The organism is Rapidithrix thailandica (assembly GCF_039710355.1).
GTDB lineage: Bacteria > Bacteroidota > Bacteroidia > Cytophagales > Flammeovirgaceae > Rapidithrix > Rapidithrix thailandica.
Window position 1 is genome coordinate 50,881 of sequence record NZ_JBDKWZ010000008.1, and the last position, 23,428, is coordinate 74,308.

At 40.6% G+C, this 23,428-nt stretch carries 22 protein-coding genes; 10 read left to right on the plus strand and 12 right to left on the minus strand.

Annotated elements, in window-relative coordinates; translation table 11 throughout:
- Positions 1-54: 54 nt before the first annotated feature.
- Both AAG747_RS14990 and AAG747_RS14995 read left to right on the plus strand, forming a co-directional pair.
- The gene (locus AAG747_RS14990; RefSeq protein ID WP_346822005.1) at positions 55-966 is read left to right on the plus strand and encodes an MlaD family protein; all 912 of its coding nucleotides are present in this window, start codon (positions 55-57) and stop codon (positions 964-966) included.
- A gap of 85 nt (positions 967-1,051) precedes the next feature.
- Complete coding sequence (locus AAG747_RS14995; protein ID WP_346822006.1) at positions 1,052-1,525, plus strand: hypothetical protein; 474 nt, start codon at positions 1,052-1,054, stop codon at positions 1,523-1,525.
- Between the two features lie 49 nt (positions 1,526-1,574).
- Here AAG747_RS14995 and AAG747_RS15000 read toward each other — a convergent pair whose 3' ends face one another.
- From AAG747_RS15000 to AAG747_RS15025, 6 genes are all read right to left on the minus strand, one after another.
- The gene (locus tag AAG747_RS15000; protein WP_346822007.1) at positions 1,575-2,543 is read right to left on the minus strand and encodes a PhoH family protein; all 969 of its coding nucleotides are present in this window, start codon (positions 2,541-2,543) and stop codon (positions 1,575-1,577) included.
- Positions 2,544-2,943: 400 nt separating this feature from the next.
- Positions 2,944-4,635 (minus strand): Na/Pi cotransporter family protein, encoded by a 1,692-nt coding sequence (locus AAG747_RS15005; protein WP_346822008.1) that lies wholly within the window; start codon positions 4,633-4,635, stop codon positions 2,944-2,946.
- A gap of 247 nt (positions 4,636-4,882) precedes the next feature.
- Complete coding sequence (gene gloA2, locus AAG747_RS15010; protein ID WP_346822009.1) at positions 4,883-5,272, minus strand: SMU1112c/YaeR family gloxylase I-like metalloprotein; 390 nt, start codon at positions 5,270-5,272, stop codon at positions 4,883-4,885.
- A 272-nt stretch (positions 5,273-5,544) separates the two neighbouring features.
- Positions 5,545-5,727 (minus strand): NAD(P)-dependent oxidoreductase, encoded by a 183-nt coding sequence (locus tag AAG747_RS15015; RefSeq protein WP_346822010.1) that lies wholly within the window; start codon positions 5,725-5,727, stop codon positions 5,545-5,547.
- A gap of 13 nt (positions 5,728-5,740) precedes the next feature.
- Complete coding sequence (ygiD, locus tag AAG747_RS15020) at positions 5,741-6,580, minus strand: 4,5-DOPA-extradiol-dioxygenase (RefSeq protein ID WP_346822228.1); 840 nt, start codon at positions 6,578-6,580, stop codon at positions 5,741-5,743.
- A gap of 454 nt (positions 6,581-7,034) precedes the next feature.
- Entirely contained in the window at positions 7,035-7,700 is a 666-nt protein-coding gene (locus AAG747_RS15025) for a TIGR02117 family protein (protein WP_346822011.1), read from the minus strand.
- A 391-nt stretch (positions 7,701-8,091) separates the two neighbouring features.
- Between AAG747_RS15025 and AAG747_RS15030 the strand changes: the two genes are divergently transcribed.
- The 6 genes from AAG747_RS15030 to AAG747_RS15055 all read left to right on the plus strand — a co-directional run bounded on the left by AAG747_RS15030 (position 8,092) and on the right by AAG747_RS15055 (position 14,980).
- Positions 8,092-9,330 (plus strand): purple acid phosphatase family protein, encoded by a 1,239-nt coding sequence (locus AAG747_RS15030; protein WP_346822012.1) that lies wholly within the window; start codon positions 8,092-8,094, stop codon positions 9,328-9,330.
- Between the two features lie 18 nt (positions 9,331-9,348).
- Positions 9,349-9,909: a GNAT family N-acetyltransferase gene (locus tag AAG747_RS15035; protein WP_346822013.1), complete on the plus strand. Its 561-nt coding sequence runs from the start codon at positions 9,349-9,351 to the stop codon at positions 9,907-9,909.
- A 265-nt stretch (positions 9,910-10,174) separates the two neighbouring features.
- Positions 10,175-11,710, plus strand: coding sequence for a hypothetical protein (locus tag AAG747_RS15040; protein ID WP_346822014.1), 1,536 nt, complete (start codon positions 10,175-10,177; stop codon positions 11,708-11,710).
- A 338-nt stretch (positions 11,711-12,048) separates the two neighbouring features.
- Complete coding sequence (locus tag AAG747_RS15045) at positions 12,049-12,792, plus strand: hypothetical protein (protein WP_346822015.1); 744 nt, start codon at positions 12,049-12,051, stop codon at positions 12,790-12,792.
- 350 nt (positions 12,793-13,142) lie between these two features.
- A complete protein-coding gene (locus AAG747_RS15050; RefSeq protein WP_346822016.1) occupies positions 13,143-13,886 on the plus strand; it encodes a hypothetical protein in 744 nt (247 codons plus the stop codon).
- A 29-nt stretch (positions 13,887-13,915) separates the two neighbouring features.
- Positions 13,916-14,980: a hypothetical protein gene (locus tag AAG747_RS15055; protein WP_346822017.1), complete on the plus strand. Its 1,065-nt coding sequence runs from the start codon at positions 13,916-13,918 to the stop codon at positions 14,978-14,980.
- A gap of 248 nt (positions 14,981-15,228) precedes the next feature.
- Here the strand turns inward: AAG747_RS15055 and AAG747_RS15060 are convergent, their stop codons facing one another.
- The gene (locus AAG747_RS15060) at positions 15,229-16,074 is read right to left on the minus strand and encodes a TIGR02452 family protein (RefSeq protein ID WP_346822018.1); all 846 of its coding nucleotides are present in this window, start codon (positions 16,072-16,074) and stop codon (positions 15,229-15,231) included.
- 209 nt (positions 16,075-16,283) lie between these two features.
- Positions 16,284-17,171, minus strand: coding sequence for a hypothetical protein (locus AAG747_RS15065; RefSeq protein ID WP_346822019.1), 888 nt, complete (start codon positions 17,169-17,171; stop codon positions 16,284-16,286).
- 320 nt (positions 17,172-17,491) lie between these two features.
- Here AAG747_RS15065 and tpx point away from each other — a divergent pair, with 320 nt between their 5' ends.
- Together tpx and AAG747_RS15075 are read left to right on the plus strand one after the other, a co-directional pair.
- Positions 17,492-17,995 carry a thiol peroxidase gene (gene tpx / locus AAG747_RS15070; RefSeq protein WP_346822020.1) on the plus strand — a complete coding sequence of 168 codons (504 nt, stop codon included), beginning with the start codon at positions 17,492-17,494 and terminating at the stop codon, positions 17,993-17,995.
- A 129-nt stretch (positions 17,996-18,124) separates the two neighbouring features.
- Positions 18,125-18,838 carry a VC0807 family protein gene (locus AAG747_RS15075; protein WP_346822021.1) on the plus strand — a complete coding sequence of 238 codons (714 nt, stop codon included), beginning with the start codon at positions 18,125-18,127 and terminating at the stop codon, positions 18,836-18,838.
- A 68-nt stretch (positions 18,839-18,906) separates the two neighbouring features.
- Here AAG747_RS15075 and AAG747_RS15080 read toward each other — a convergent pair whose 3' ends face one another.
- The 4 genes from AAG747_RS15080 to AAG747_RS15095 form a co-directional block, all read right to left on the minus strand.
- On the minus strand, positions 18,907-19,287 hold the full coding sequence (locus AAG747_RS15080) for a hypothetical protein (RefSeq protein ID WP_346822022.1): 381 nt from the start codon (positions 19,285-19,287) through the stop codon (positions 18,907-18,909).
- 512 nt (positions 19,288-19,799) lie between these two features.
- Complete coding sequence (locus tag AAG747_RS15085) at positions 19,800-21,104, minus strand: pyridoxal phosphate-dependent aminotransferase (protein ID WP_346822023.1); 1,305 nt, start codon at positions 21,102-21,104, stop codon at positions 19,800-19,802.
- Positions 21,105-21,324: 220 nt separating this feature from the next.
- Entirely contained in the window at positions 21,325-21,756 is a 432-nt protein-coding gene (locus tag AAG747_RS15090; RefSeq protein WP_346822024.1) for an Hsp20/alpha crystallin family protein, read from the minus strand.
- Positions 21,757-22,047: 291 nt separating this feature from the next.
- Entirely contained in the window at positions 22,048-23,148 is a 1,101-nt protein-coding gene (locus AAG747_RS15095) for a T9SS type A sorting domain-containing protein (RefSeq protein WP_346822025.1), read from the minus strand.
- Between the last annotated feature and the right edge of the window lie 280 nt (positions 23,149-23,428).

The window sequence follows — 23,428 nt, forward strand, 5'->3', positions numbered from 1 at the left end:
ATGCGTGAAAGGAGGTAGAATGATACAATTTTGGACGAATTTATAAAATAATTTATGGCGTTATCAAAAGAAGTAAAAGTAGGTCTTCTCAGTGTGGTATCCTTAACGGTATTTTATCTGGGCTTTAAGTTTTTAACGGGCGTGGAGCTGTTCTCTTCTTCCAGGGTATATTATGCGGTGTATGACAATATTGATGGTTTGCAAGTGTCTAATCCGGTGATTATTAATGGTTTGAATGTGGGAAGAGTCAGTGGGATAGAAATTTTGCAAGATCAGAATAATCGTTTGAAGGTGGGCCTGGAAGTGAATGAGGAAATTAAAGTAACCAAAAACTCCAAAGCTTTATTAACGGATAACGGCCTGTTGGGAGGAAAAAGCATAGAGTTAAAGTTGGCTCCCGGTGATTCTTATCTGGAAGTAGGGGATTACCTTATTGCCGAAAAGCCCAAAGGATTTGTAGGGGTGATGAAAGAAAAATCGATGCCGGTATTGGAAAATGTAGACTCTTTGTTAGCAAATTTCAATGAATTGGCCAGTAAGATCAACGGAATGAGTGGGAAAATAGAAGGGACCCTGACAAACCTGGAAAGCTCTACCGGACAGTTGGACCAACTTCTGCGACAAAATAGTGCAACCCTACACCGTAACTTGTTGAAATTTGATTCCATCAGCAGTACTCTGTTGGTGACTTCCCGTCAGTTGCCTCCTTTAATGGAAAAGTTAAATACCGTGGCGGACTCTGTGAGTACGATGGAGGTAAAAGCCTTGGTGCGAAATACCAATCACCTGATGGTAGAAATGAAACAAACAGTGAAGGCGATTAATAAGGCGGAAGGCTCTTTGGGCTTGTTGATCAAAGATGATTCCCTGTATCGAAATATGAACCGGACCATGCAAGACTTAGACAGCTTGTTTATCGATATGAAAACCAATCCCAAACGTTATATCAATATTTCCGTATTCTAAGCTTATTGCATAAGGAAAGTAAGCGCATTCCTTTTCAAAATACGTGAAATAGAAGGCTTTGGCCTTTTTAATAAACTAATGGTGTATGGATCCGGTAACAAAGTTGTTTATTGTAGGTGTGGGGGTTGTAGTCCTGATTGTACTGATCAAATTTGCCAAGGCTTTGATCAAGGGAGTGGCTTTTATCGTTTTGCTTGGCTTGGCATACCTTCTCTTCATGAAAGACGGTTCGTTAAAAGTGGTGGAGGAAAAAGGAATGAAAATGCTCTTTAACGAATATTCGTGGACAGAACTGGAAGCTATGTGCACCGAAGAGCAGGAAACGGTCAAATGTGATTGCATCGTCACTCCGGTAAAGGAAGATTTGAGAGCCCGCTTTTCCAGAAGAAAGTTGAAAAAATTAAGTGAAGATCCCGAACTTGTGAAAGCCGAAATTAAAATCAGTTTACAAAACCGGAAAAAAGATATTCAGCAATGCCTGATTGCGAAAAACAGCGAAACCTTGTTGCGGACAATGGAAACAGTGTGGGGTGCTTTGGAGCAGGTAAGAGAGCAATAGTCCGGAAAGGGGGGCTTTTTAGATACAGTTAAAAAAGAGGAAAGTGCTGTTAATCAGCACTTTCCTCTTTTCCATTGTCAGAACTGAATTTTTTATAAGCAGTAATTATGTCTTTTACCAATCGGTGCCGGATCACATCTTTATGGTTTAGCTTAACAATACTGATGCCCGGAACATTGTCCAATACCTTGACGGCTTCTATCAATCCCGACTTGAATGATTTAGGCAAATCCACCTGCGAGATATCTCCGGTAATAATCATTTTCGAATCAGGTCCCATCCTTGTTAAAAACATTTTCATCTGCATCGGAGTCGTGTTTTGGGCTTCATCCAGCAAAATGAACGCTTTGTTCAAGGTTCGTCCGCGCATATACGCTAAGGGAGCAATTTCGATGACATTATTTTCCAGGTAATATTTCAGCTTTTCCGAAGGAATCATGTCGTGCAAGGCATCGTAGATAGGACGCAAGTACGGATCGATCTTTTCCTTCAGGTCGCCCGGCAAAAAGCCCAGGTTTTCTCCGGCTTCTACGGCAGGCCGGGTAATGATGATTTTTTTGACTTTCTTGTTTTTTAAAGCTCGCACAGCCATGGCCACGGAAATGTAAGTTTTCCCTGTACCTGCCGGCCCCACTGCAAAGCACAAATCATCTTTGAAGGCCGCATCCACCAGGCGTTTCTGGTTTTCGGTTTTCGGGCGGATGGCCATTCCCTTAGTGCCGTAGATCAGTATTTCGTCCTTAATTTCCAACTCCTGGTTTTGGTACTCCCGTTCCATATAATTTTGGATATGTTCACGGGTAAGCTTCCCATATTTGTGGTAATGGGCCAGTAAGTCATTAAAAGTGTTGTTGATCTTGATGATTTCAGGACCACTGCCTTGAATCCTGATTTCATTGCCACGGGAGATGATTTTGCTTTTGGGAAAAGCAGAGGAGAGCTCTTTGATGTTGACGTTTTCTACTCCTAAAAAATCGACTAATGAAACGTCTTCCAGACTTATAACTTTTTCTACCAAATGCTTTATCGTTTTAATGAATGTTATGTTCTTTTTTTGAGCCTTGTGAATAGACAAAGGCTGTTCTAATCATGTGCAAGGGCACCTTCAAAAGTTTATAGCAAACCTCAAAAGGAAGAATCCCCGGGTATTTTTCTCTAACCTCATTGATCAGTTATCAAAAATAATGGATTATTGTGGCATTTTTAATATTCCTGCCGAATAAACTTCAGTTTGTTCTCCGATAGGAAAAAAATGAACTTGTCTTTCCTGAAAAAACGAAAATCCGTATTAATAAATTCTTTGCGATTCTACTCCGGAATACAGCAGCTTCAATTTACAAAGAAGTGATGATAGCCTACAAGTTGTAGGGGGATAAAGAGGCATTGAATTAAAAAAAAGCTCAGAAGAAACCGTAGTATTATTTATTGATGTTTTTAGCGACTTGTTCCTCTAGGTCAACAATGTCTTGTTCGGGAAGAACCAAATCTTTAATACTTAGAGCTTGCAAACGGCAGGATTGAAAGAATAAACGGTTTACTGTGATCAAGTCTGTGATATCAATTTGACTATTGATTTTATTCAAATACACAGCCTTCAAACTTGAATGGATGTTTTTCTCATTGGAAGCTTCAATTTTCTCTAGGCTTTTGGACAACAAACTCACCTGTTCGTCAGAATGGTCGAGTTGAATAGTCTGATGAAGAGTGGTGTAAATTTGTTCCAGTCGTTTGATGAATTGATGGTGTTTTTTACGCAAATAAACAGAATCTGCAATTCGCAATTCTTCAAAATTATGCCGGATATCTTTAAAATTTTTGGTGGCATTTAGTATTCTACGGCCTGCATGCAGATACCGTTCGAGTTCATCTTCATGCCTTGACGAAAGGGTGGTTTTCCGGATTTGGGTGGCATAGGCGATGATTTCGGCATAAAGGATTTTAAGATCAAAGTACAGCGTCACAGGAGGTGTTTTGCTACAGTACACGCTTTTGGCATATCGTAAGCCTTGGTAAAAATCGTTTGCAGGGATGTGGATGATCTTGAGGTTGTGAACCATGGAGAGCTCCAAAAGGTGCAGGGTTTCTTTACGCAAAGCTTCCAGCCCGGCTTCCACGACTTCCGGAGTCGATTGATCAATAAACAAAGGAGTCAACACATTTTTAGGAATGAAAATTTTACAGAGAAATTGATTAAATAACTTGAGAAAGGGTAGAAATACCAACACTCCTATGAGGTTGAATACCGTGTGATAAAGGGCAATGCTGAGCACGGGGTTTTGCTCCGCATCGATCAGTAAGCCGAGAAGCATTTCTATTGGACGAAAGAAGATAATGGCCCAAACGGCTGTGAAAATATTAAAAAACAGATGACTGAAAGCCGTTCGTTTTTTGAAGGCATTTCCGGCTATAGCACCCAAAATAATGGTGATAGTCGTGCCGATATTTGCTCCGATCACCAACATGATGGCTTCTGAAAAATTGATCAGTTGGTTGTGAAAAACGGTCATCGCCATGGCGATGGTAGGAGCGCTGGATTGCATGATACCACTTAAGACAATGCCTGCCCATAAGTACAATGCCGTATGATATTGAGGAAGCTCGCTGGGGTGAATGGTTTGGGTGAGTTGTTCGACACTTTCTTTCATAAAGCTCAAACCCAAAAATAACAGGCCAAAACCCATGAAGAATTTAGCAAAATGACTGATTTTCTGTTGTTTTTGGAAGAAAATCAAGAGGAAACCACTAACGGCAACCAAAGGTAAGGCAAAGCTTTCGATTTGAAACTTAAAACCCAGAAAGGCCACAATCCAAGAGTTTAGTGTGGCCCCGATATTTATCCCCAAGATGACGCCAATGGCATGCGGAATACGTAACAAACCGGCTCCTACAAATGCCAAGACGATTAAGGAGACGGCCGAGCTGCTTTGTAAAATGCCTGTGAGTAAAAACCCACTGAGTAGGGCTTTGAAAACATTGTCGGTATATACCCGGATGATTTTTCTTAAGGTGCTTCCGGAAAGCTTTTTGATCGCTTCTTCCATTAAAATAATGGAAAAGAGAAATATCCCTATCCCTCCGCAAAATCGCCCTATATCGAAATCAAAATCCATCTTTCGAAGTAATTTCCTGCCAGGAGCAACGCTATGCGAATGCTCTGAAAAGAATATGAACTCGTCAAGTCAGTAGCGTTCGATACATCGTTTTAAAAAGAGCAAAAAATGCCTGTGTTCCATTTATTTTAGAACAACTCCTGTAATAAAGGAAGGATATTACTTCGGCTCTTGGTTCCGAAACAATGCTGAAAACATCAAGTATATTTTCGGATATTCAGTTCTTTACCATATTGCATTGCCTGTATTATTTTTCATACAACTCAATGGGCAAGTCGTCCGGGTCGGCCAGAAAGGTAAAACGCTTAGCGGTATGTTCGTCTGTGCGGATGGGCTCGGTGTCTACCTGTTTTTCAGTGAGCCATCCGATGGCGCTTTCCAGGTGGTCCACTTCAAAAGCCAGGTGCCTGAGCCCTGTGGCTTCCGGACGGGAAACGCGTGGAGGAGGTTGGGGAAAGGAAAATAATTCAATTGCATACTGGTCGCCCAGTGCCAGGTCGAGTTTATAGGAGTCCCGTTCCTTCCGGTACACTTCACGAATGATTTGCAAACCCAATATTTCCGTATAGAATTTTTTGGAAACGGCATAATCGGAACAGATAATAGCGATATGATGAACTTTGTTTAGCTGAAGCATAGGGGGTGAATCCAATAATAAATAAGGGTAAATTTACGGGTCTTGGAGAAGAATGTTAGGGATTCTAAAAGTAAACCTAAACCTGAAGGAGGGGTTTAACAATTGAATACTGATGAAGAATTTAGCCCCCCTTCAGGATGAAATAAAGGATTAATGGTTGATCAATCCTTTTCATTTCACCCCGATGGGGCTATGATTTTTTTATATTAATCAAAGGGCTATACCCTTTTGCTAGGGAATGATGCCCTTTCAGGGCTAAGTTTTGGATAAAATTAATAAGCCACGGTAAACCGTTTGCGGATAAATTGTCCTTTTTCCAATTCATCCAAAAAGGCTACCGCCAAGTCTTCTACAGACAGAATGCTTCGCTTGTTTTTATCGAATACCGGATTGTCCAAACCGGTGCGGTACGTTCCTTTTCGTTCTCCAGAGGTTCCGGTAATGGCTATTTTCATGTGAATGATTGATTTATGAATTAAAAATTTTAACGGAAGTCATTGTTAAAGAACCCGCCTGACAGTGGTCGTTGAAAAAGGCCACTTCGTCTTTATCGCCTTGTAAAGCCAAGGTGTAAAGCAGGGGATAGTAGTGGTCGGGGGTAGGAATGGCCAGTTTGGCAGCTTCCCCGAGCCTTTGATAATCAATCAGGGCCTGGTGGTTTTTCCCTGCAATATGTTTTTTGAATAGGTCATTCATTTCTTGGGCCCAGTCATACCCATAATGAGCTTCCTCAAGTTTGTCCCAGGCGAGCAGGCGCAGGTTATGCACCATATTGCCACTGCCGATGAGGAGTACCCCCTTCTTGCGCAAAGCTTGTAACTCTTGGGCCAAGGCATAGTGATAGCTGGCGGGCTTGTGGTAGTCGATACTTAACTGTAATACAGGAATATTGGCTTGGGGATACATATGGCGGACTACCGTCCAGGTGCCGTGGTCCAGGCCCCAGTCATGATCGAGGCCCACTTGAGTTTGTTGCACCAGGTTGACCGTTTCTTGGGCCAATGCGGGACTGCCGGGGGCCGGGTATTGCACTTGGTACAAAGCTTCTGGAAACCCGCCAAAATCATGGATGGTTTTGGGTTGGGGCATGGCCGTAATATGAGTACCCTTGGTGAGCCAATGGGCCGAGATACATAGGACAGCTTGGGGTTCCGGGATTTCTTTGCCCAATTGGGCCCAATACCGGCTATTTTCATTGTCTTCAATGCCATTCATGGGGGAGCCATGACCTATAAAAAGCACGGGCATCGATTTGCCTTGTTCCGGCAAACTTTGGGTAAATTTATTGAATGATCCTAAGGTTGACATGGCAGCAATCCCTCCCAGGGTTTTGATAAAATCTTTTCTGTTCATCAGGTTACTTCTGTAAGATTTACTATTATTTGTAATAAATTTCACTACAGTTTTAAGCAAAAAGAGAACCTGATTAATCAGGCATAACTTGGTGGATTTACAAATAAATTAACCGAAAATCCAATAACTGTACAGGTTGCTCTTTCCAATGGCCTGTGATAAACAGAAGTTATAAATCGTGTTATACTGTAATTTAAATCATTACAATACAAAGATAAGTTGCTGGCTGGTAATTATGCAAATTAATTGTAATAAAATAAATTATAGTTTTGTTTTATTGCAATTAATAATTTGATAATCAATTGTTTGTTTTTTTGTCTGGAGGTTTTCTCTGGCATTGAACCACTTCATATCATTACTCCATTCAAACCTAACCTTCATTCCTTCAACCCTTCATTCCCTCAATCCCTCAATCCTTCCACTTTTTGTCGGCATGATACAAAACTCCCCAGTCGAAGGGCGACCAAATGGAAGTAGGGACTTGAGCGGCTTTTAAGGCATTGTTTACCCAGCAGTTACAGGTATTGATAAAAGAATAATGCCCTTCGGCTTCGTAAAACACATCGTTGTAAAAGTAACCGGGCTCTTTGATTTTGATAAATTCCCCTTGCGCATTCTGTGTGAAAGTCGCTTGTATATAGGCATTGAGTTGCTTCAATTGCTCCGGGCATAAGGCAATGTATTTCCAGTCCTGGTGTGTTGCACGGTAATAGGTAAGGTGTAAGGTGGTTTCACTGGGGAAAAACAAAGCATTGCAGGCTGTGGAAAAGGTAAGGTCTTGCCAGGTGGGAGTGTTGAGGTAAAAGCCTTTATCTCCCCAGCCAAAAGCGACATAGGCTGTTTCGGGGCTCAGGTGGAGGTTTTGTTGTAATAACGCGGATAATTGTTGCCTGGAAAGTATTACATCCAAATGCACTCCGTTGGAGGTGACATAGATGCCCTGTGTTTGCGGGCATGTGGTAGGTTCGGGTTGGGTAGATAAAAAAGAGAGCAAAAAGGCGCTGAACAAGTAGAAGAGTAGCGATGCCATACAGAAAAGTCCAAAGCGCTTAAGGTAAAGGATTATTTTTTTCATGAGGGGGTAATGTCGATAATGTTTGCTTCTGTTTTTACATTGGGTTTGTCTTCTTGGGTATCAGCCAGTTTGTACAACAAAGGTTGTAATTTATGATCAATTTAAAGAAACCCCTATTGAATGAATGTGTGAAATAGCGAATGAGTGAGTGAAAACCAAAGAATGATACGATTCATTTCATTCATTAAAGATCAAAAACATCTCCCCGAAACGCGAATGTTATTATAGTAAAGCTGGAAAAGGTTCTTCGATTTTTTCCCTTTTGTTATCTGCCCGTTAATGCTTTTTTTAGGGACTACTTGTTAAATTTAGAAAATTATTTTTACGATCAGGTTTCTGATTCATTCAATCATAAACAAGTAGTATTTAACCTCAATTGTAAATTGTATTTATGAAAACACCTACTAACTCCACGGACAGGCGCAGTTTTTTGCGTAAATCCGTTCAAGCAGGTCTGATGGGAACTGCGGCCACTTGTCTGCCGACACTGGGTTATTCAACAGCCCACCTTACTGAAACTCCGCATCCCGAAAAAGGCCACGTTTTCTTAACGACTCCGTATCTGCAAAGCCCGGAGCCTACAGCCATGACGGTGATGTGGATTACCAACCAATTGTCTTACAGCTGGGTGGAGTTTGGAGAAAGTCAATCCTTGGGAAGCACCGTTCACGAGGTGAAAGACGGCTTGGTGAGTGCTTACAACCGGATCAATTGCATTGTTTTGAAAGGGTTAAAACCCGGTAAAAAATATTACTACCGGATTTTTTCCAAAGCGATTGAAGAGTTTCAACCCTATAAGCTTACGTATGGTGAAACGATTCAAAGTGAAGTACTCAGTTTTACTACGCCTGATCCATCGGCTGCGGAGGTTTCCTGGCTGGTCATGAACGATATTCACGACCGTCCACACTCTATCCCTCACTTAATGAAACTCAACCAAGAAGACCCGTTTGACTATGTGTTTTACAACGGGGATATGTTTGACTACCAGGTGGATGAGCAGCAGATGATTGACCATATGTTGGTGCCTTCCATTGAGGTGTTTGCTTCTGAGAAACCATTTATGTTTGTAAGGGGAAATCACGAAACCAGAGGAAAGTTTGCCCGGGGCATACACCATTACTACCGGAACCCCTCCGGTCAGCAGTATTACGCCTATCAATGGGGCCCTGTGCACTTTACTGTGTTCGATACCGGTGAGGACAAACCCGATGACCATCCGGTATATGCCGGTATTGTAGACTTTGATTCCTACCGGGAAGAACAGGCGAAGTGGTTTGAAGAAACGGTAGTAAAAAGTGCGGCTTATAAAAAAGCCAAATTCAGAGTGGTGATGATGCATATCCCGATTTACTATTCCGGTGATTGGCATGGTACCTCGCATTGCCGAACTTTGTTTTCTCCTTTGTTCAACAAATACAAAGTGGACATTTGTCTGAGCGGGCACACTCATAAGTATGGAGTGCATCCACCGGTGGCCGGGCAGCACAACTATCCGATTATCATCGGAGGCGGACCCAAAGAAGGCAACCGTACCTTGATAAAAGTAAAAGCCAATCAAAAACAACTGGAGCTTCGTATGCTGCGGGACGATGGCGAAGAAGTGGGAAGTTACCAATTGCCTTCTTAACCTATCAAAAAGTGTTGAATGTCGAAATCTGACGGCATTCGACACTTTTTCTGCTACCTTTGGGCCTCACTAATTTTTAGCAAAGAGATGGAAGAGCGGATTATATTATCCAAATTTAACGAACACGATTTTGAAAGTTACTATCGTCTGGTAGGGAATGAACAGGTCATGGCAATGGTTACGGAACGGGCCATTCCTACAACAGAGGCCCAGGAAGATTTTCAAAAACTTATACAAACCAATCATCAATACGAAGCCTTTGGCAATTTTAAAGTGTTTTCAAAAGCAACCCAAACCTTTTTAGGCTTGGCAAAACTTGAGTTGTTGTCGGAAGAGAGGGGAGAGGTAGAGCTTGGCTATTTACTATTGCCGGAACATTGGGGGAAAGGTTATGGCAGTGAAATTGCAAAACTTCTGGTCAACCGGGCCAAAGAAAATCAAGCCTTAAAAATCATTAAGGCGATCATCGACCCGAATAATATTGCTTCAAAAAAAATCTTGCTAAAACAGGGATTTGTGTCTGTATTTGTGGGAGACATGGATGGACTGCCAGGAGAAATCCTGGAATTGGCAAAATAAAGAGGCTATTTTGTTGTGGGAGATGTCTTTTTCAGCCCAAAAGGTGATGCTCTGACGAGTGGCGGGAAAAAGCAGAACAACGATGTAATATTCTTACACCTGAGTGTATATTTAAAACCACTGCTTTTAAAAAATAACCATAAATTGGTATAATGTTCTTTGGTGGCTATATTTGGGTAATCTTTTCCTAAGAAAGGCCTCGCTCCAATACGTATATGCAAGGACAGGTGCTAAGCCTTCAAACAACCATTTAATGTTTTGAATTATGGGAATACAAGTAGAAAAAACCGGGAGTGGTAACCGGTACAAGGTGTATATTGACAAAAATACCACGGAAATCGTTGCTACGGTTTATCCTTCCGGGCAACCGGGTCATGCCCAGGCCAAATCCGCCCGTTTGAATATTACCGCACCGGATTTACAATTCGACCTGGAGACATTGCGCTTTCAGGGAGAGAATTTTTTAACAATCACAGAGGGCGATCAGTTACCGGAAAGCGCACTCATCTTCAAAAATCCTTCTCCCCCGGCATGTTATTACGGTACGGAGGACGGGAAAGCTATCCCGGTCAACTTTAGTGCGACCTTGCGCTATACGGGAGAGCAAGACATCGGCAATTCGGATCTGAAAGACGTACGCTTAAAAGCCAAAGTCACTTTGGGAGGAGAAAGTGTGGCAACACTGCTTTACAATAAAAAAGGAAAGAGCGAGCTGAAGGGAGAAGCCGGACTAAAGCTTAAAGAAGTAAAAGACAAGAAAGGGTATTTCGAAACCCAGGGCTGTTTCCATTTGGACCAGCCGGCCATGCCAGCTGCTTGGACAACTCCCCAGCAAGACCGTTACGGCTTTCATATCGAACTCAGCCTTTCCAAGGATGAAGGCGAAACCTGGCTGGAAGAAGAGTTGATCAGTGTCAAAAAAGAGGCTGTGCCGAGATGGTATGTCACTTATAGGCAACCGATAAAGGAGTTTGATTATGATATAAAAAAGTTTTTACCAGAAACCGGTTCTTTGGATGAACGTTGTTTGTATTATAGTTGTAGAAAGGCACATAAAACTCAAAAAAAAGAAGATATTATTCAAAAGATCTGGAAGAAATTCTGTATTCCATATATAGATGAAGAACCGTCAGCTTCTTTGAATACACAAAAAGAATATCCATTAGGTAATCTACTTCAAAGCGATTTTGGGATGGGGCAAGAAAATCAATTGAGTTATTACCATTATGATAAAAAATTTGAGTTGCCAGACAATACACAGGGACTCCTTGATACAAATAGAGGAGATTGTGAGGCTTTTAGTAATTTGTTGAACCGCTGTAATTGGGTACAGGGAATAACTTCTCAAGTACAAACTAAAAGTCTTGGAAAAGATGAATCTATTGGTACTGTCTCTGGAGCCTTGATAAAAGGTTGGAAGTTTTCTGAGAAAGGAACAGGAGATGATCCAGAATACCCTTTTGTCAATGTTTTTAAGAAAACTGTGAACTTTGGAGTGAATTGGTACGGTGTGCAAGGAAATTACTTTTTTGATAAAAAATTAGCGGTAGAAGTGACCCGGGATTGTGAAAGTGAAGATAATTTGGTGGGGCATAACAACTCTTGTCCTCCCGGTGATTTTGGAATTCATTATTTAGTGGAATATAATGGGATATGGTATGATCCTTCTTATGGTAAGACATTTCCTTCTTTTGAGGCCTGGGAAGAGGCCTCTGTTGTAGGATATTATAAAGCTAGGGAAGGTGATAAGTATACACCTGGGGAGATCAGAACATATTGGGAAGTGCAGAAGAAGAAATAACAGCAAAAAATAATACAATGAAAATACAGGTTTTGACCATATTGCTTTGTAGTTGGGTGACTTTAGGAATTTGTGAGGGAAGAAATGATACTTTGAGGTATGTATTGATTGAAGGGGGAAGGTTGTATCACAAAGAAGCTTCACTTTCTATTGACTATAGACCTATAAAGCGTTATTTACTCCATAAAAATAAACAGGTCGCAACAGATACTCTATATAGTTCTCTATTGAGTAGAAATTGGAGTGTATATAATGATTTCCTTTATGAATATAGGGTTAGACCTATGAGAGGGGGGGGGTATCCATACCGGCCTGAATATATTGTTAGCTTATTTCAAATGAATATCCTAAATCCTTTAAGCAGTTTGGAACGACCCAAAGAGAAGTATCGCTGTAGTATTTGTAATGCCTTGAATATATACATGCATTTATTTGGTCCTGATTGGAAGGGTTATTCTAAATATATACAACACAAAGGTAAATTAGTACGTACTGCTGCTTTAATTCCCCGTGGGGAAGCTCGGGCAAAGGATAAATTGACTATGGAACAAGTCAATGCCGATGTGTTCTTTAAGAATGATTCATTGTATTCTTTAGTTTGGGACCCTCAAGGGTTTTATTTGTGGAAGAGTGATAGTCTTTTTGTGAAAAAAGTAAAAGATTGGAAAGTCATCAAGGCCATTACTATCCGGAAGTTGGATTGGGATTACCCACCCATTGCCCGGCTTTCTTTCATAGAGGGAGAAACTTTGTACCGCACCTTGAAAGACCCGGAAATGCTGAAAGGGAATTTCAAGGTCTTTTCCCAGGAAGGAGAAATCTATTTCTTGAATCGTATTTCCGGGAAGTTGTACTGGCTGGCAGCCAAGAAAGTCTACGAACTAGGGGAGGTGGATATGGCAGCCTATCCGGAGTTAAATGAGCGAAAACTCTTTATTGAGAACCGGGATACGGGAGAGCTTGTCTTACTGTCTCCGGTGCGTTGGAAGAAGCGTTTATTCAAATCCGTCCCTCGGCCAAAGGTGAGCGTGATGAGTAAGGAGGAGATAGCTGAGAAGTATCCTATGTTGGCGGGGGAGTGAGTAGCAAATCCTTGATATTTATAGTTCAAATGAAAATACAGGTATTAAGTATTTTACTTTGTGGTTGGGTGACTTTAGGCGTTTGTGAGAGGAGGAATGATAGTTTAGAATATGTATTAATAGAAGGTAAAAAACTGTATACTCAAGAAATTCCACTCTCTACAGGTAGAAAACCTATCAAGCGTTATTTACTTCATAAAAGTAAAGGAGTAGCCACAGATACTCTTTATAGCCCTAAATTAAGTAGAAACTGGACTGTATATAATGATTTTCTTTATGAGTACTGTATTACACCATGGAGAAGTCATACTTATCCATATCGGCCTGAATATATTGTAAGTTTATTTCAAATGAATATCCTAAATCCTTTAAGTAGTTTGGAACGGCCCAAAGGGCAGTATCGCTGTAGTATTTGTAACCCTTTGAATATATACAGGTTTTATTTCAATACGGATTGGGAGGGGTATGGGGAATATAAAAAATACAAAGGAAAACTAGTGCGTACTACTAATAATATTCCTCATGAAGAAGCTAGAGCAAAGGACGAATTGATTATGGAACAAGTGAATGCCGATGTATTCTTTAAGAATGATTCTATGTATTCGTTAGTTTGGGATCCTCAGGGACTGTATTTATGGAGAAGTGATAGTCTTTTTGTAAAAAAGGCAAAAGACTGGAAAGCGATCAAAGCCATCACAATTCGAAAACTGGACTGGGACTTTCCTCCCATAGCCGAATCTCCTTTCAAAAGCCATGGCATTTTGTACCGCACATTGAAAGACCCGGAAATGCTGAAGGGCAATTTCAAGGTCTTTTCCCAGGAAGGAGAGGTTTATTTCTTGAATCGTATTTCCGGGAAGTTGTACTGGTTGGCAGCCAAAAAAGTCTACGAACTGGGGGAGGTGGATATGGCAGCCTATCCGGAGTTAAATGAGCGAAAACTCTTTATCGAGAACCGGGATACGGGAGAGCTTGTCTTACTGTCTCCGGTGCGTTGGAAGAAGCGTTTATTCAAATCCGTCCCTCGGCCGAAGGTGAGCGTGATGAGTAAGGAGGAAATAGCGGAGAAGTATCCTATGTTGGCAGGGGAGTGAGTAGCGAACCCTTAATATTTATCGTTCAAATGAAAATACAGGTATTAAGTATTTTACTTTGTAGTTGGGTGACTTTAGGCGTTTGTGAGGGAAGAAGTGATACATTGAGGTATGTATTGATTGAAGGGGAGAAATTGTATCACAAAGAAGCTGCTCTTGCACCTAATAAAATTCCTATAAAACGTTACTTGCTTAATCAAAACGAAAGAATAGCTACGGATACCCTTTACACAAATATTTTTGGTAGGAACTGGAATATACATAATGATTATATTTATGAATTTAGAGTTACTCCTTGGAGGGGTCACACTTATCCATATCGTCCTGAGTACCTAGTCAGTATGTTTCAAAAGAATGTTTTGAACCCCCGGTATCATACGGAACTTCCCAAAAAGGAACGTAAATGCAGTGTATGCAACCCATTGACAATGTATAGTGGTAGTTTTGATTATGATTGGGAGGGATATGGGGAATATAAAAAATACAAAGGAAAACTAGTGCGTACTACTAATAATATTCCTCATGAAGAAGCTAGAGCAAAGGATAAATTGATTATGGAGCAGGTGAATGCCGATGTGTTCTTTAAGAATGATTCTATGTATTCGTTAGTTTGGGATCCTCAAGGGTTATATTTATGGAAGAGTGATAGCCTATTTGTAAAAAAAATAAAAGATTGGAAAGTCATCAAGGCTATTACTATCCGGAAATTGAACTGGGATTTTCCTCCTTTCGCCCGGCTTTCTTTAAAGAAAGGGGAAAACTTGTACCGTACCTTGAAAGATCCGGAAATGCTGAAAGGGAATTTCAAGGTTTTTTCCCAGGCAGGAGAAATCTATTTCTTAAATCGTATTTCCGGGAAGTTGTACTGGCTGGCAGCCAAGAAAGTCTACGAATTGGGGAAGGTGGATATGGAGAATTATCCGGAGTTGAACGATCGTAAGCTCTTTATCGAAAACCGGGATACGGGAGAGCTTGTCTTACTGTCTCCGGTGCGTTGGAAGAAGCGTTTATTCAAATCCGTCCCCCGGCCAAAGGTGAGCGTGATGAGTAAGGAGGAGATAGCGGAGAAGTATCCTATGTTGGCGGGGGCGTAATTAGTAGAGGTTTGGCTAGACTTTAGCCGTTTAAAGAATCCTCAATAGATAGTTTACCTAGCTCAATTTTATTCAACTGATGAACTTTGCAAGAAGTAAACAGTCTGTAAGGTGTGTGTCTTCGCTCCGGTCTTAAATATACACCGTTGAATTACTCTGCATTGGGGGTGCTGAAGTATTCAAATAAGCCAAAGTCATCGGAAACCTGAATGTCCGATGACTTGGTTTGGCTCTATCACCGGTTGCTGTTAGTCGACGAAGTCAAACGTACTCTCAAAAGCCTTAAAAATCTCCTGATTTTTGGAAGGGTCTAATACAGCAAAAACAATTCGTTGAAAACGATTTTCAAAGTCACCACCATCTTTGAGTAAAGATTTGAAGTACCCGGCTATTTTTACCGGATCGTTACGGAATACACCACAGCCCCAGGCACCGAGGATTAAGGTACTATGATTCTGGCTGAGAGCAAGCGTTAACAGTTTACGGGTGCGTTCCAACATCACGGCATCTACTTTTTGGAGTTCATCCATTCGTTGATGTTGCACCAGGCAGCCTGTATTGACAGCCGGGGCCGTGATAATGCTCAGCAAATACGGAGTGTCCAATAACTGATCCTCGTCATTGCGGATCACCGGGACTTTGGGCGAGTACAACATATGGTCGGAATAGAGGCAGGAGTTATTTTTCCGGTTGGTTTCGTACATTTCCATATGGGCCGTTTGGCATAAATACATACCGGAAGCCCTGGCAAGACTCTCTTCCTGTGCCTGGCTACCGTTAAGAAAACCTCCTCCCGGATTTTTGGCCGAAGCAAAATTCAATGCGGCCACTCCGTCCTGCTTTTCTTGATGAATAAGACGGTAAGCGGCCTCCAATGTGGTTTCGTTATGTATTTCAAAGGTGGTGTTAACCATTTGACCCTCAAGGGGTAAGTATTTAAAGTCCTCCGGTTGTAGATGTAAGGTTTCCTCAACAGAGAAGTGCAGTTGATCGGCTATATTCACGCTCAGGCCTTTGTTGTTGGTATAAGATCCCTTTTCAAAGAGATCTAATGTTTCCCGAGCAATTTGTGCTCTACGGTTTCTATTACTCATATTTGATATTTTTCAGATAAACCCTTTTGGTATTTTGCTTTTCCCGGAAGTTTATACTTTGAAGTGAATTCAACTTTTTCTTTTTCCTGAAAAATGTTTCAAAAACGCCTCCTCCGTATTACTTTTTTCAACAATAGCTTTGGCTATTCTCTTCAAAAAGTGCCTTAATGAGCCGATTTTGATTCCATTTTCGGTCAAAAACTATACGTTTAAACCACTTCTTTGTGAAATAGGTTAAATATATTTGTCTTGAATTGAAATTTTCCTAACAGAGATTGGGCTGTGTGAGTGTCTATCTTATATAAATGAATGACTTTGATACTGATCTTGTTAGAGTAACCTTTTGTGATATTATCTACTGATAAATAGTGCGTTTCTTCTTCTTCGGGAAGATAATAAATCGATATCCGCGAATATTCATTTTTGTCGCCAGGCCCCATCTGGGAAATGAGTTCTTCAGGATTTTTGAAAAGCTCACCGGTAAATTCCTCTTTTGAATGGATGGGTTCAAATTTAAACTTAAGTGTATATTTTCGGTACCATTTTTTTAAATTTTCTGAAAAAGGAGTAATGGGATATTGAACGGTAACACTTATCGCGGTTCCTACCAGCAGTGCAGCTTCCAATAACCATACAATGCCAAGAACAATCCCTTTAAAAGGCATGCCTTCAAATGTCCAAAGGCCTGTCTCATTGATCGCGAGCATGGATTGTAGAATAAAGCTGGGGTGGCGTAAGTAAAACCAATAGTATGGATAATTAAAAGTGACAATTGATAGATCATTATCATATACATAAGAGATATATGCGATCCATTGAAAATACCAACCGGCCACACTTGCTATAGCAGCGATCAGAATTTTTTGAGAATTGTTTCGGACATATCCGATCTTGGAAAAGAAAACGGAACCGAACCCTATCAGTAACCCAAAGCCTAATGTAATGAAAATCTGGAAGTACATTTCAGTAATAAGGCAATTCAGAATTTGGTAGGTTTTTCCCAAAATGATGGCAAGTGATATCGATAGGCCAATAGCCAAAAGGAACCCCGGAAAGGGAGAATCTCCGGAGTGGGAGTAATACCGCTCTTTATCCATTGTAGTAGTTTTAGGTATTTGGTTTGATACCCAAAACTATACTAAAAAAATAAAATACCTTTTATCTTGTATTTATATTCTTGTGGAACGCTTGAGGTTTACCGGAAGAAGAATTTCTTAATGAATAGTAGTGAATGAAGGGAAAAACGCGTGGTTGTCCTTATCAGCCGGAATAAATTTCTATCATGAGTTCAATATCAAGTTTCAAACCTATAATTTAGCTATGCAAGACAAATTTGCGTATGTTTATCAATCGTGTGTAAACATGACAAATGCTCTTAAATCAATAACCTATTTTTCAACGATTTAACTTTTTGAATATGGCAACCATCACGTTTAAAGGCAACGAAATTCAGACAAAAGACAATTTACCGCAAGTAGGGGAGCAGGCTCCTGACTTCTCTTTGACCAAAAGCGATTTATCAGAGGTATCTTTAAGCGATTTTGAAGGGAAAAAACTGGTATTGAATATCTTCCCAAGCATTGATACGGGAATCTGTGCAGCTTCGGTGCGGGCATTCAATGAAAAAGCGGCCGGTTTACCTGAAACGGTTGTATTGTGTATTTCCAAGGACTTGCCCTTTGCGCATAAAAGGTTTTGTGAGGCTGAAGGGCTTTCCAATGTAGTGACCCTTTCCGAATATAAAGATGACAGTTTTTCCGCAGGCTATGGCGTGAAAATGACAAATGGACCGCTTGCCGGATTGATGTCTCGTGCTATTGTCGTAGTGGGTCAGGATGGAAAGGTGTCGTATACCGAACAAGTGCCTGAAATTGTACAGGAGCCTGATTATGAGAAGGCTTTACAAGCTATTAATGGGTAGTTGACACCTTAACGGGACTGCTCCGTTTTGAGAGGAGTCCTGTTTTTAAGTGTTTAAAACCAATCCTACGGTTTATCTTTAGCAAGATTATTGAGTTAGGGTTCAACAAAATGAATTACACTAGATGTTATGAATGAGGAGAGTAAAACTGTAGATAAAGCGGAAGCCCGGAGTGAAAATCCATTGATGAATTTGATTGTGAATATTGTCATTCCATCGGTGGTATTGATGAAGTTCAGCGGGGAGGAATATTTGGGCCCTACTCGAGGGCTGGTGATTGCCTTGGCTTTCCCTCTGGTTTATGGAATTGTGGATTTTGTGAAATCCAAAAAGGTTAATTTTATCTCTATTCTTGGGTTTGTGAGTGTGTTGTTTACCGGAGTGGTGGGCTTGATGGAGTTAGATGCCCATCTGATTGCCATTAAAGAAGCTGCGATCCCCTTGATCATTGGCTTGGCAATCATTATCTCATTAAAAACGCCCTTTCCTTTGGTGCGCAAGTTGATTTACAACGATAAAATTTTAGACGTTGCGAAAATCAGTACCAATTTGGAAGAGCGGGGCAATTCTGTGGCATTTGAAAAGAAGTTGGTGCTTGCCTCTTATTTGTTGGCCGGTTCCTTCTTTTTATCTGCAGTATTGAACTATGTACTGGCTCGTATCATCTTGGTGAGCGATCCGGGGACTGTAGCGTTCAATGAGGAACTGGGTAAAATGACAGCCTACAGTTTTCCTGTGATTGCTTTGCCTTCAACGCTCATTATGCTGTTGATACTTTGGTTTTTGATCAACCGGATTAAGCGATTGACAGGGCTTGAGTTACAAGATATTTTCCGGAATTAAGAATCTTTAATATAGCAAAAAGGCCTGCTTTGTACAAAGCAGGCCTTTTTGCTGGTTACAAGGTTGTTTTAAATCGGCCGGTTCAATTCTTCAGCTTTTTCGAGTACATCTACCAACGTGTTTTTGGTAAAAAATCCGGATTGTTTGATCAATAATTTGATTTCGCTGTCCGGAAGTTTGTTTTTGATGGCGAGCTCCAAATCACTCAGTACTTCACTAAAGGTATCGTACTCCAAGGGAGCAATGGTGGATTTGAATTTGTGAGCTGCTTCGCAAATTCTGCGGGTTTCTCCTTCTTTGAAGGCTTCTTCCATTCTAAGGGGATATTCTCTTAACCCTTTGATAATGGCATTTAGCAAACTTAACATCAAACGGTTATTGCCTCCGGTAATTTCGTTCAGGTAGCTGAAGTCAACTTTCTGGTGTGTTAATTCTTTTACTAAGTTCACAGTTATTAGGATTATGATTAAAGGTTAATTGTTAAATCAGCTTTAACTAGTATCTCAACTAGCAGATGCTGTAAAGGTTATCACTTGTAAGGATACAACGAAACTTATTGTGTTGTGCCGGGAGTAGTGTATGTCTAATAACTATTCTTAAGCTCAAGTTTGGGTATTTTTTCTTACAAAATCAAATTTTTGGCACAGTATCTTTAACCGGCTGGTATATGATTATATAAAGTTTAGCTGTTTGTTTTTTAATGATTTATATTGCCGGGGCTTTCGAAATGCTCTGTTAAAGTGTTTGAATCTTGAAATAATCTGACATGCATGATTATTTAGGGTAACTGTAAAATATTGAAGCGATCCATAGTCTTCTGTCAAAAATGAATTGAGCTGTACTCCGGGTTTATAAAGTGATTGATCAAAGGGAAGGAAGGTTGTCGAAGTGTTGTCAAATTCCGGTTAGTGATTAGCTTGCGTGTGGCAAGAGAGGGCTAATCACTAACCGGTGTCTTCATTTAAGAACGAATGAATTCCACTACCGCATCCCTGATTTTGGTGAATGTTTCGATGAGTAGGTCTTCCTCTTCTTCCAGAATTGTCACCCGGAAGCCTTGTAAATCGGAACAAAAGGACGATACGGGTACCACGCAAACTCCTTCGGTAGCTAAGAGTGAATAAACAAAGCGTTTATCCAAAGCCATATTTTCATCTGCCAACCAACTGTCCAGAAGTGCTTGAATTTCCGGATTGTCCGTACTGAGTTTTTGATGAGGTTGTAATACTCCCTTTTTGAAAATGATGGTATTGTAAAATGCTCCGTATGTTTCATTAAATGTCAATTCGGGAACAGCACCTAAAATTTCCGCAATCAGTTTGCTGCGTCTTCCGATGATTTCGTTTAATGCTTTTCTATAAATGGGAAACCTAGGGTCAGACATGATTTTGGGAATGGACAGTTGAGGCAGCTTCGTAGAGCAAACTTCAATCATTTTTGCATTGTCCAAGGTTGAGCATAATTTGTCAAACTCCGGGTCTTTGTTCCGGTTATAGTATTCCAGCCAGCCGCAGCGTGCACCGGGCCAGGGAAATTCTTTGGAAATGCCTTTCAAGGAAATGCCTGGCAAGTCGCCAACCAAAGTTGCCAACGGGTATGCCTTGGCTCCATTGTAAGTGATGTTCATATAGATTTCATCAAAGGCCAGGAAGAGGTCAAATTCCCGGGCGATTTCCACAATTTGTTGAAGAATTTCAAGCGGATACACCATTCCGGTAGGATTGTCCGGGTTGATGACCAGGATACCTACAATGTTTTCATTGTACTTGATTTTGAGATAAAGATCATCCAAGTCCGGGTACCAATTGTTTTCGGGATCCAACTTGTATGTGATAGGGTGGGTGTTGGCATGAGCGGCTTCTGCGGAGGAATGCGTGGAATATGCCGGAGAAGGGCCGATAATCCGGGAAGTAGGTTCTATGTATTCATAGAGTTTTGAGATGGCATCACCCAAGCCGTTAAAAAAAGTGATATCTTCCCGGGTAATTTGGACCCCACCTAATTGGTTGTTGAGGCTGGCTAAGAAATCCCGGGTTTCAGGAACTCCTTTTGAATGACAATAACCAAAGGTATTATTGTCATTGAGTAAGTCCGCAATAATTTCCTTCATCCAGGCAGGCATACTATTGTGTTTTTGGATGGGGTCTCCAATGTTTTCCCAATAAATCCTTTTGCCAAGCTTCTCAAGTTGTTCTGCTTTTTTTACAATTCCTCTGATTTCATAGGAAAGTTCCTTTGCGCCTTCTCGTAATAATCTTTGTCTCATCAGTTGTAATTTGGATTTTGGTTGATTATGCAATCTGAGCATTGGTTTTTCAAATGTACCTTAAAGAAGGTGCTAATGCTCCCGGTGGTAGTGTGTTTGGAAAAAGTGTTGGTCAAGGTAAGAGGCAAAGTTAAAAAAAAAGCGTAAAGGAGCATGAGAGATCCGCTCCTTTACGCTTGGGTGAATAGCTTATAATCAATCGCTTACTAAGTAGGTGCGATTAGTCGATTCGGATAGATTTGGGTTTTACTTCTTCAGGCTTAGGAATGCTAAGTCTTAAGATTCCCTGTTCGTACTTGGCTTCGATTTTATTGCCATCAATATGCTCTGGTAAAGAGAAAGATCTTTTGAAGCGGTTAAAATTGAATTCTTTTCGCTTGTATTTTGTGTCCTCGCCTTTTGTTTCAATGTTTTTCTCTACCGAAATGCTTAGTAAGTTTTGTTCCAGGTTGATATGGAAATCTTCTTTGTTTAAGCCAGGAGCGGCCAGTTCCAATGTGTATCCCTCCTGATTTTCAGTGATGTTGACCGAAGGGGTGGTCGCTTGATGATCCTGACCGAATTTGAAGTCTATATCATTGATAAAACCTTCCAATACATTTGAAAAAGATGGAAAGGAATGGCTGGGTGTTCTTTTCACTAATGTCATCATAGCTTTTTAATAAATTTTAGTTTTTAATTCGGTTTTCGAAGAGGGATTCTTCAATTCACATACCAAGACGAAAAAATTGGAATTTTATGGAAATAGCCTCTTAGTGATCGGACAATATGTCTTAGTTAGTCTAAAATATGGAGTTTTTTTAGTGTCATAATGTCTGTGTTGGGCTTGCGAGGATATGAAAGGCTGTGCTGTCAAGCGAAGTAAATGAGCAGAAGAAGGCCAAATAAAAAAAAGCTGGTTCTAACCAGATCCAGCTTTTTCATACATCCTAATTAAGTAAACTTACTCAAATATGAGTTTCTTAGTGACGACTCTCGAGGCACTTTTAAAGGTGATAAAGTAAATGCCACTTCCAAATGTTGAGAGGTCAATGGTTTTCTTGATATATGTACGGCTTGGCAAGTTGGGTTGGAGTATGGAATGTCCAAGTACATTTCTGATAGAAAGCTCTCCGGTAGCATCATGGTTGGGAACTTCCAAGGTGAAAACCCCGGTGCGTGTCGGGTTGGGGTAGATCATTAATTCCGAACCTGTATTTTGACGCATTTCTAAAGAGATTACTTTCGAATAGGTAAACTTGCCATCAAAGTCGGTTTGTTTCAGTCTGAAATAAAGGAGTACCCGGGCAATGGGGGGTGTCTGGTATGTGTAGTTTTGAACGGTAGTGCTATTTCCTACTCCAGGTACCTCTGCTAAGGAATGGAAAGAGGCGCCATTCATAGAATATTCTATAGTAAAATAATCGTTGTTTTCTTCCGAAGCGGTTGCCCATTCAAAAAGGATGACTTGTCCTGTATAATGGGCTGTAAAAGAGAGTAAATCGATCGGCAAGGTTTCATCTTGTCCATTCTCGGTGTAACCTGTTGGACCTTCTATTCCATCTCCTATACAGTAGTCATTACATGGGTGAGTTCCTCCATTGAGAATATTATTTCCGCAAATTTTTATCTTATCCCCGGTATTCCCTCCGGGAGCAGTTAAGCGACCTCCCTCTTCTATTACTAATACATAACCACAACCACTTTGCTTGCCAATATCCAAATGGCCGTCTACACTTAATTCTCCTCCGTTTTTAATTACAACATCACCTTTCAGTGTAATATTGGCACTGATTTCCAAAAAACCTTCTACTACGATTTTGTCGCCAGTCCAAGTATCGTTGTTGTCGTCAAAAACTAAAATCACATCACTGGGAACGATCACAGTGGAAGAACTTGAAACCACACCGCCTTCGTCACAACTCAGTGAGTTGTCCCAATATATGGTACCGCTTCCGCTGATGGTACAAGTTTGTGCAAAAGCATGTTGTGAGGCAAATAGCAGGCATACCAGGCATACACCTATGCCTGAGAGTATTCTCTTATTACAATTTTTCAGGAGCATGTTTACTTAACAGTTAATTAGTTAATTGTTTGATTTTAGGAGTTTGAGGGAAAACGTGTAAGCTTATTCATGTGTAAACCCTCAATATTTTACTATTCGGTAGTTTAACTATTATATATTACGTTTAAATTGCTTTTGTATTATTCGTAGATCGTTCGAAAAGGTAAGAGAATACAGATGATTCTTTTGAAGAAAGTCAGTTTTCTTGCTAAGTATTTGATAAATAGTATGTTGTGTTGATTTTTTCTTTGGCAACATTACATACTATTTATTGGGTATG

Coding starts and splice junctions, on each gene's coding strand:
- AAG747_RS15050 (WP_346822016.1), top strand. CDS start 13,143: ATGAATATCCTAAATCCTTTAAGTAGTTTGGAACGGCCCAAAGGGCAG.
- AAG747_RS15030 (WP_346822012.1), top strand. CDS start 8,092: ATGAAAACACCTACTAACTCCACGGACAGGCGCAGTTTTTTGCGTAAA.
- AAG747_RS14990 (WP_346822005.1), top strand. CDS start 55: ATGGCGTTATCAAAAGAAGTAAAAGTAGGTCTTCTCAGTGTGGTATCC.
- AAG747_RS15090 (WP_346822024.1), bottom strand. CDS start 21,756: ATGATGACATTAGTGAAAAGAACACCCAGCCATTCCTTTCCATCTTTT.
- ygiD (WP_346822228.1), bottom strand. CDS start 6,580: ATGTCAACCTTAGGATCATTCAATAAATTTACCCAAAGTTTGCCGGAA.
- AAG747_RS14995 (WP_346822006.1), top strand. CDS start 1,052: ATGGATCCGGTAACAAAGTTGTTTATTGTAGGTGTGGGGGTTGTAGTC.
- AAG747_RS15085 (WP_346822023.1), bottom strand. CDS start 21,104: ATGAGACAAAGATTATTACGAGAAGGCGCAAAGGAACTTTCCTATGAA.
- AAG747_RS15045 (WP_346822015.1), top strand. CDS start 12,049: ATGAATATCCTAAATCCTTTAAGCAGTTTGGAACGACCCAAAGAGAAG.
- AAG747_RS15040 (WP_346822014.1), top strand. CDS start 10,175: ATGGGAATACAAGTAGAAAAAACCGGGAGTGGTAACCGGTACAAGGTG.
- tpx (WP_346822020.1), top strand. CDS start 17,492: ATGGCAACCATCACGTTTAAAGGCAACGAAATTCAGACAAAAGACAAT.
- AAG747_RS15095 (WP_346822025.1), bottom strand. CDS start 23,148: ATGCTCCTGAAAAATTGTAATAAGAGAATACTCTCAGGCATAGGTGTA.
- AAG747_RS15055 (WP_346822017.1), top strand. CDS start 13,916: ATGAAAATACAGGTATTAAGTATTTTACTTTGTAGTTGGGTGACTTTA.
- AAG747_RS15005 (WP_346822008.1), bottom strand. CDS start 4,635: ATGGATTTTGATTTCGATATAGGGCGATTTTGCGGAGGGATAGGGATA.
- gloA2 (WP_346822009.1), bottom strand. CDS start 5,272: ATGCTTCAGCTAAACAAAGTTCATCATATCGCTATTATCTGTTCCGAT.
- AAG747_RS15025 (WP_346822011.1), bottom strand. CDS start 7,700: ATGAAAAAAATAATCCTTTACCTTAAGCGCTTTGGACTTTTCTGTATG.
- AAG747_RS15065 (WP_346822019.1), bottom strand. CDS start 17,171: ATGGATAAAGAGCGGTATTACTCCCACTCCGGAGATTCTCCCTTTCCG.
- AAG747_RS15075 (WP_346822021.1), top strand. CDS start 18,125: ATGAATGAGGAGAGTAAAACTGTAGATAAAGCGGAAGCCCGGAGTGAA.
- AAG747_RS15060 (WP_346822018.1), bottom strand. CDS start 16,074: ATGAGTAATAGAAACCGTAGAGCACAAATTGCTCGGGAAACATTAGAT.
- AAG747_RS15035 (WP_346822013.1), top strand. CDS start 9,349: ATGTCGAAATCTGACGGCATTCGACACTTTTTCTGCTACCTTTGGGCC.
- AAG747_RS15015 (WP_346822010.1), bottom strand. CDS start 5,727: ATGAAAATAGCCATTACCGGAACCTCTGGAGAACGAAAAGGAACGTAC.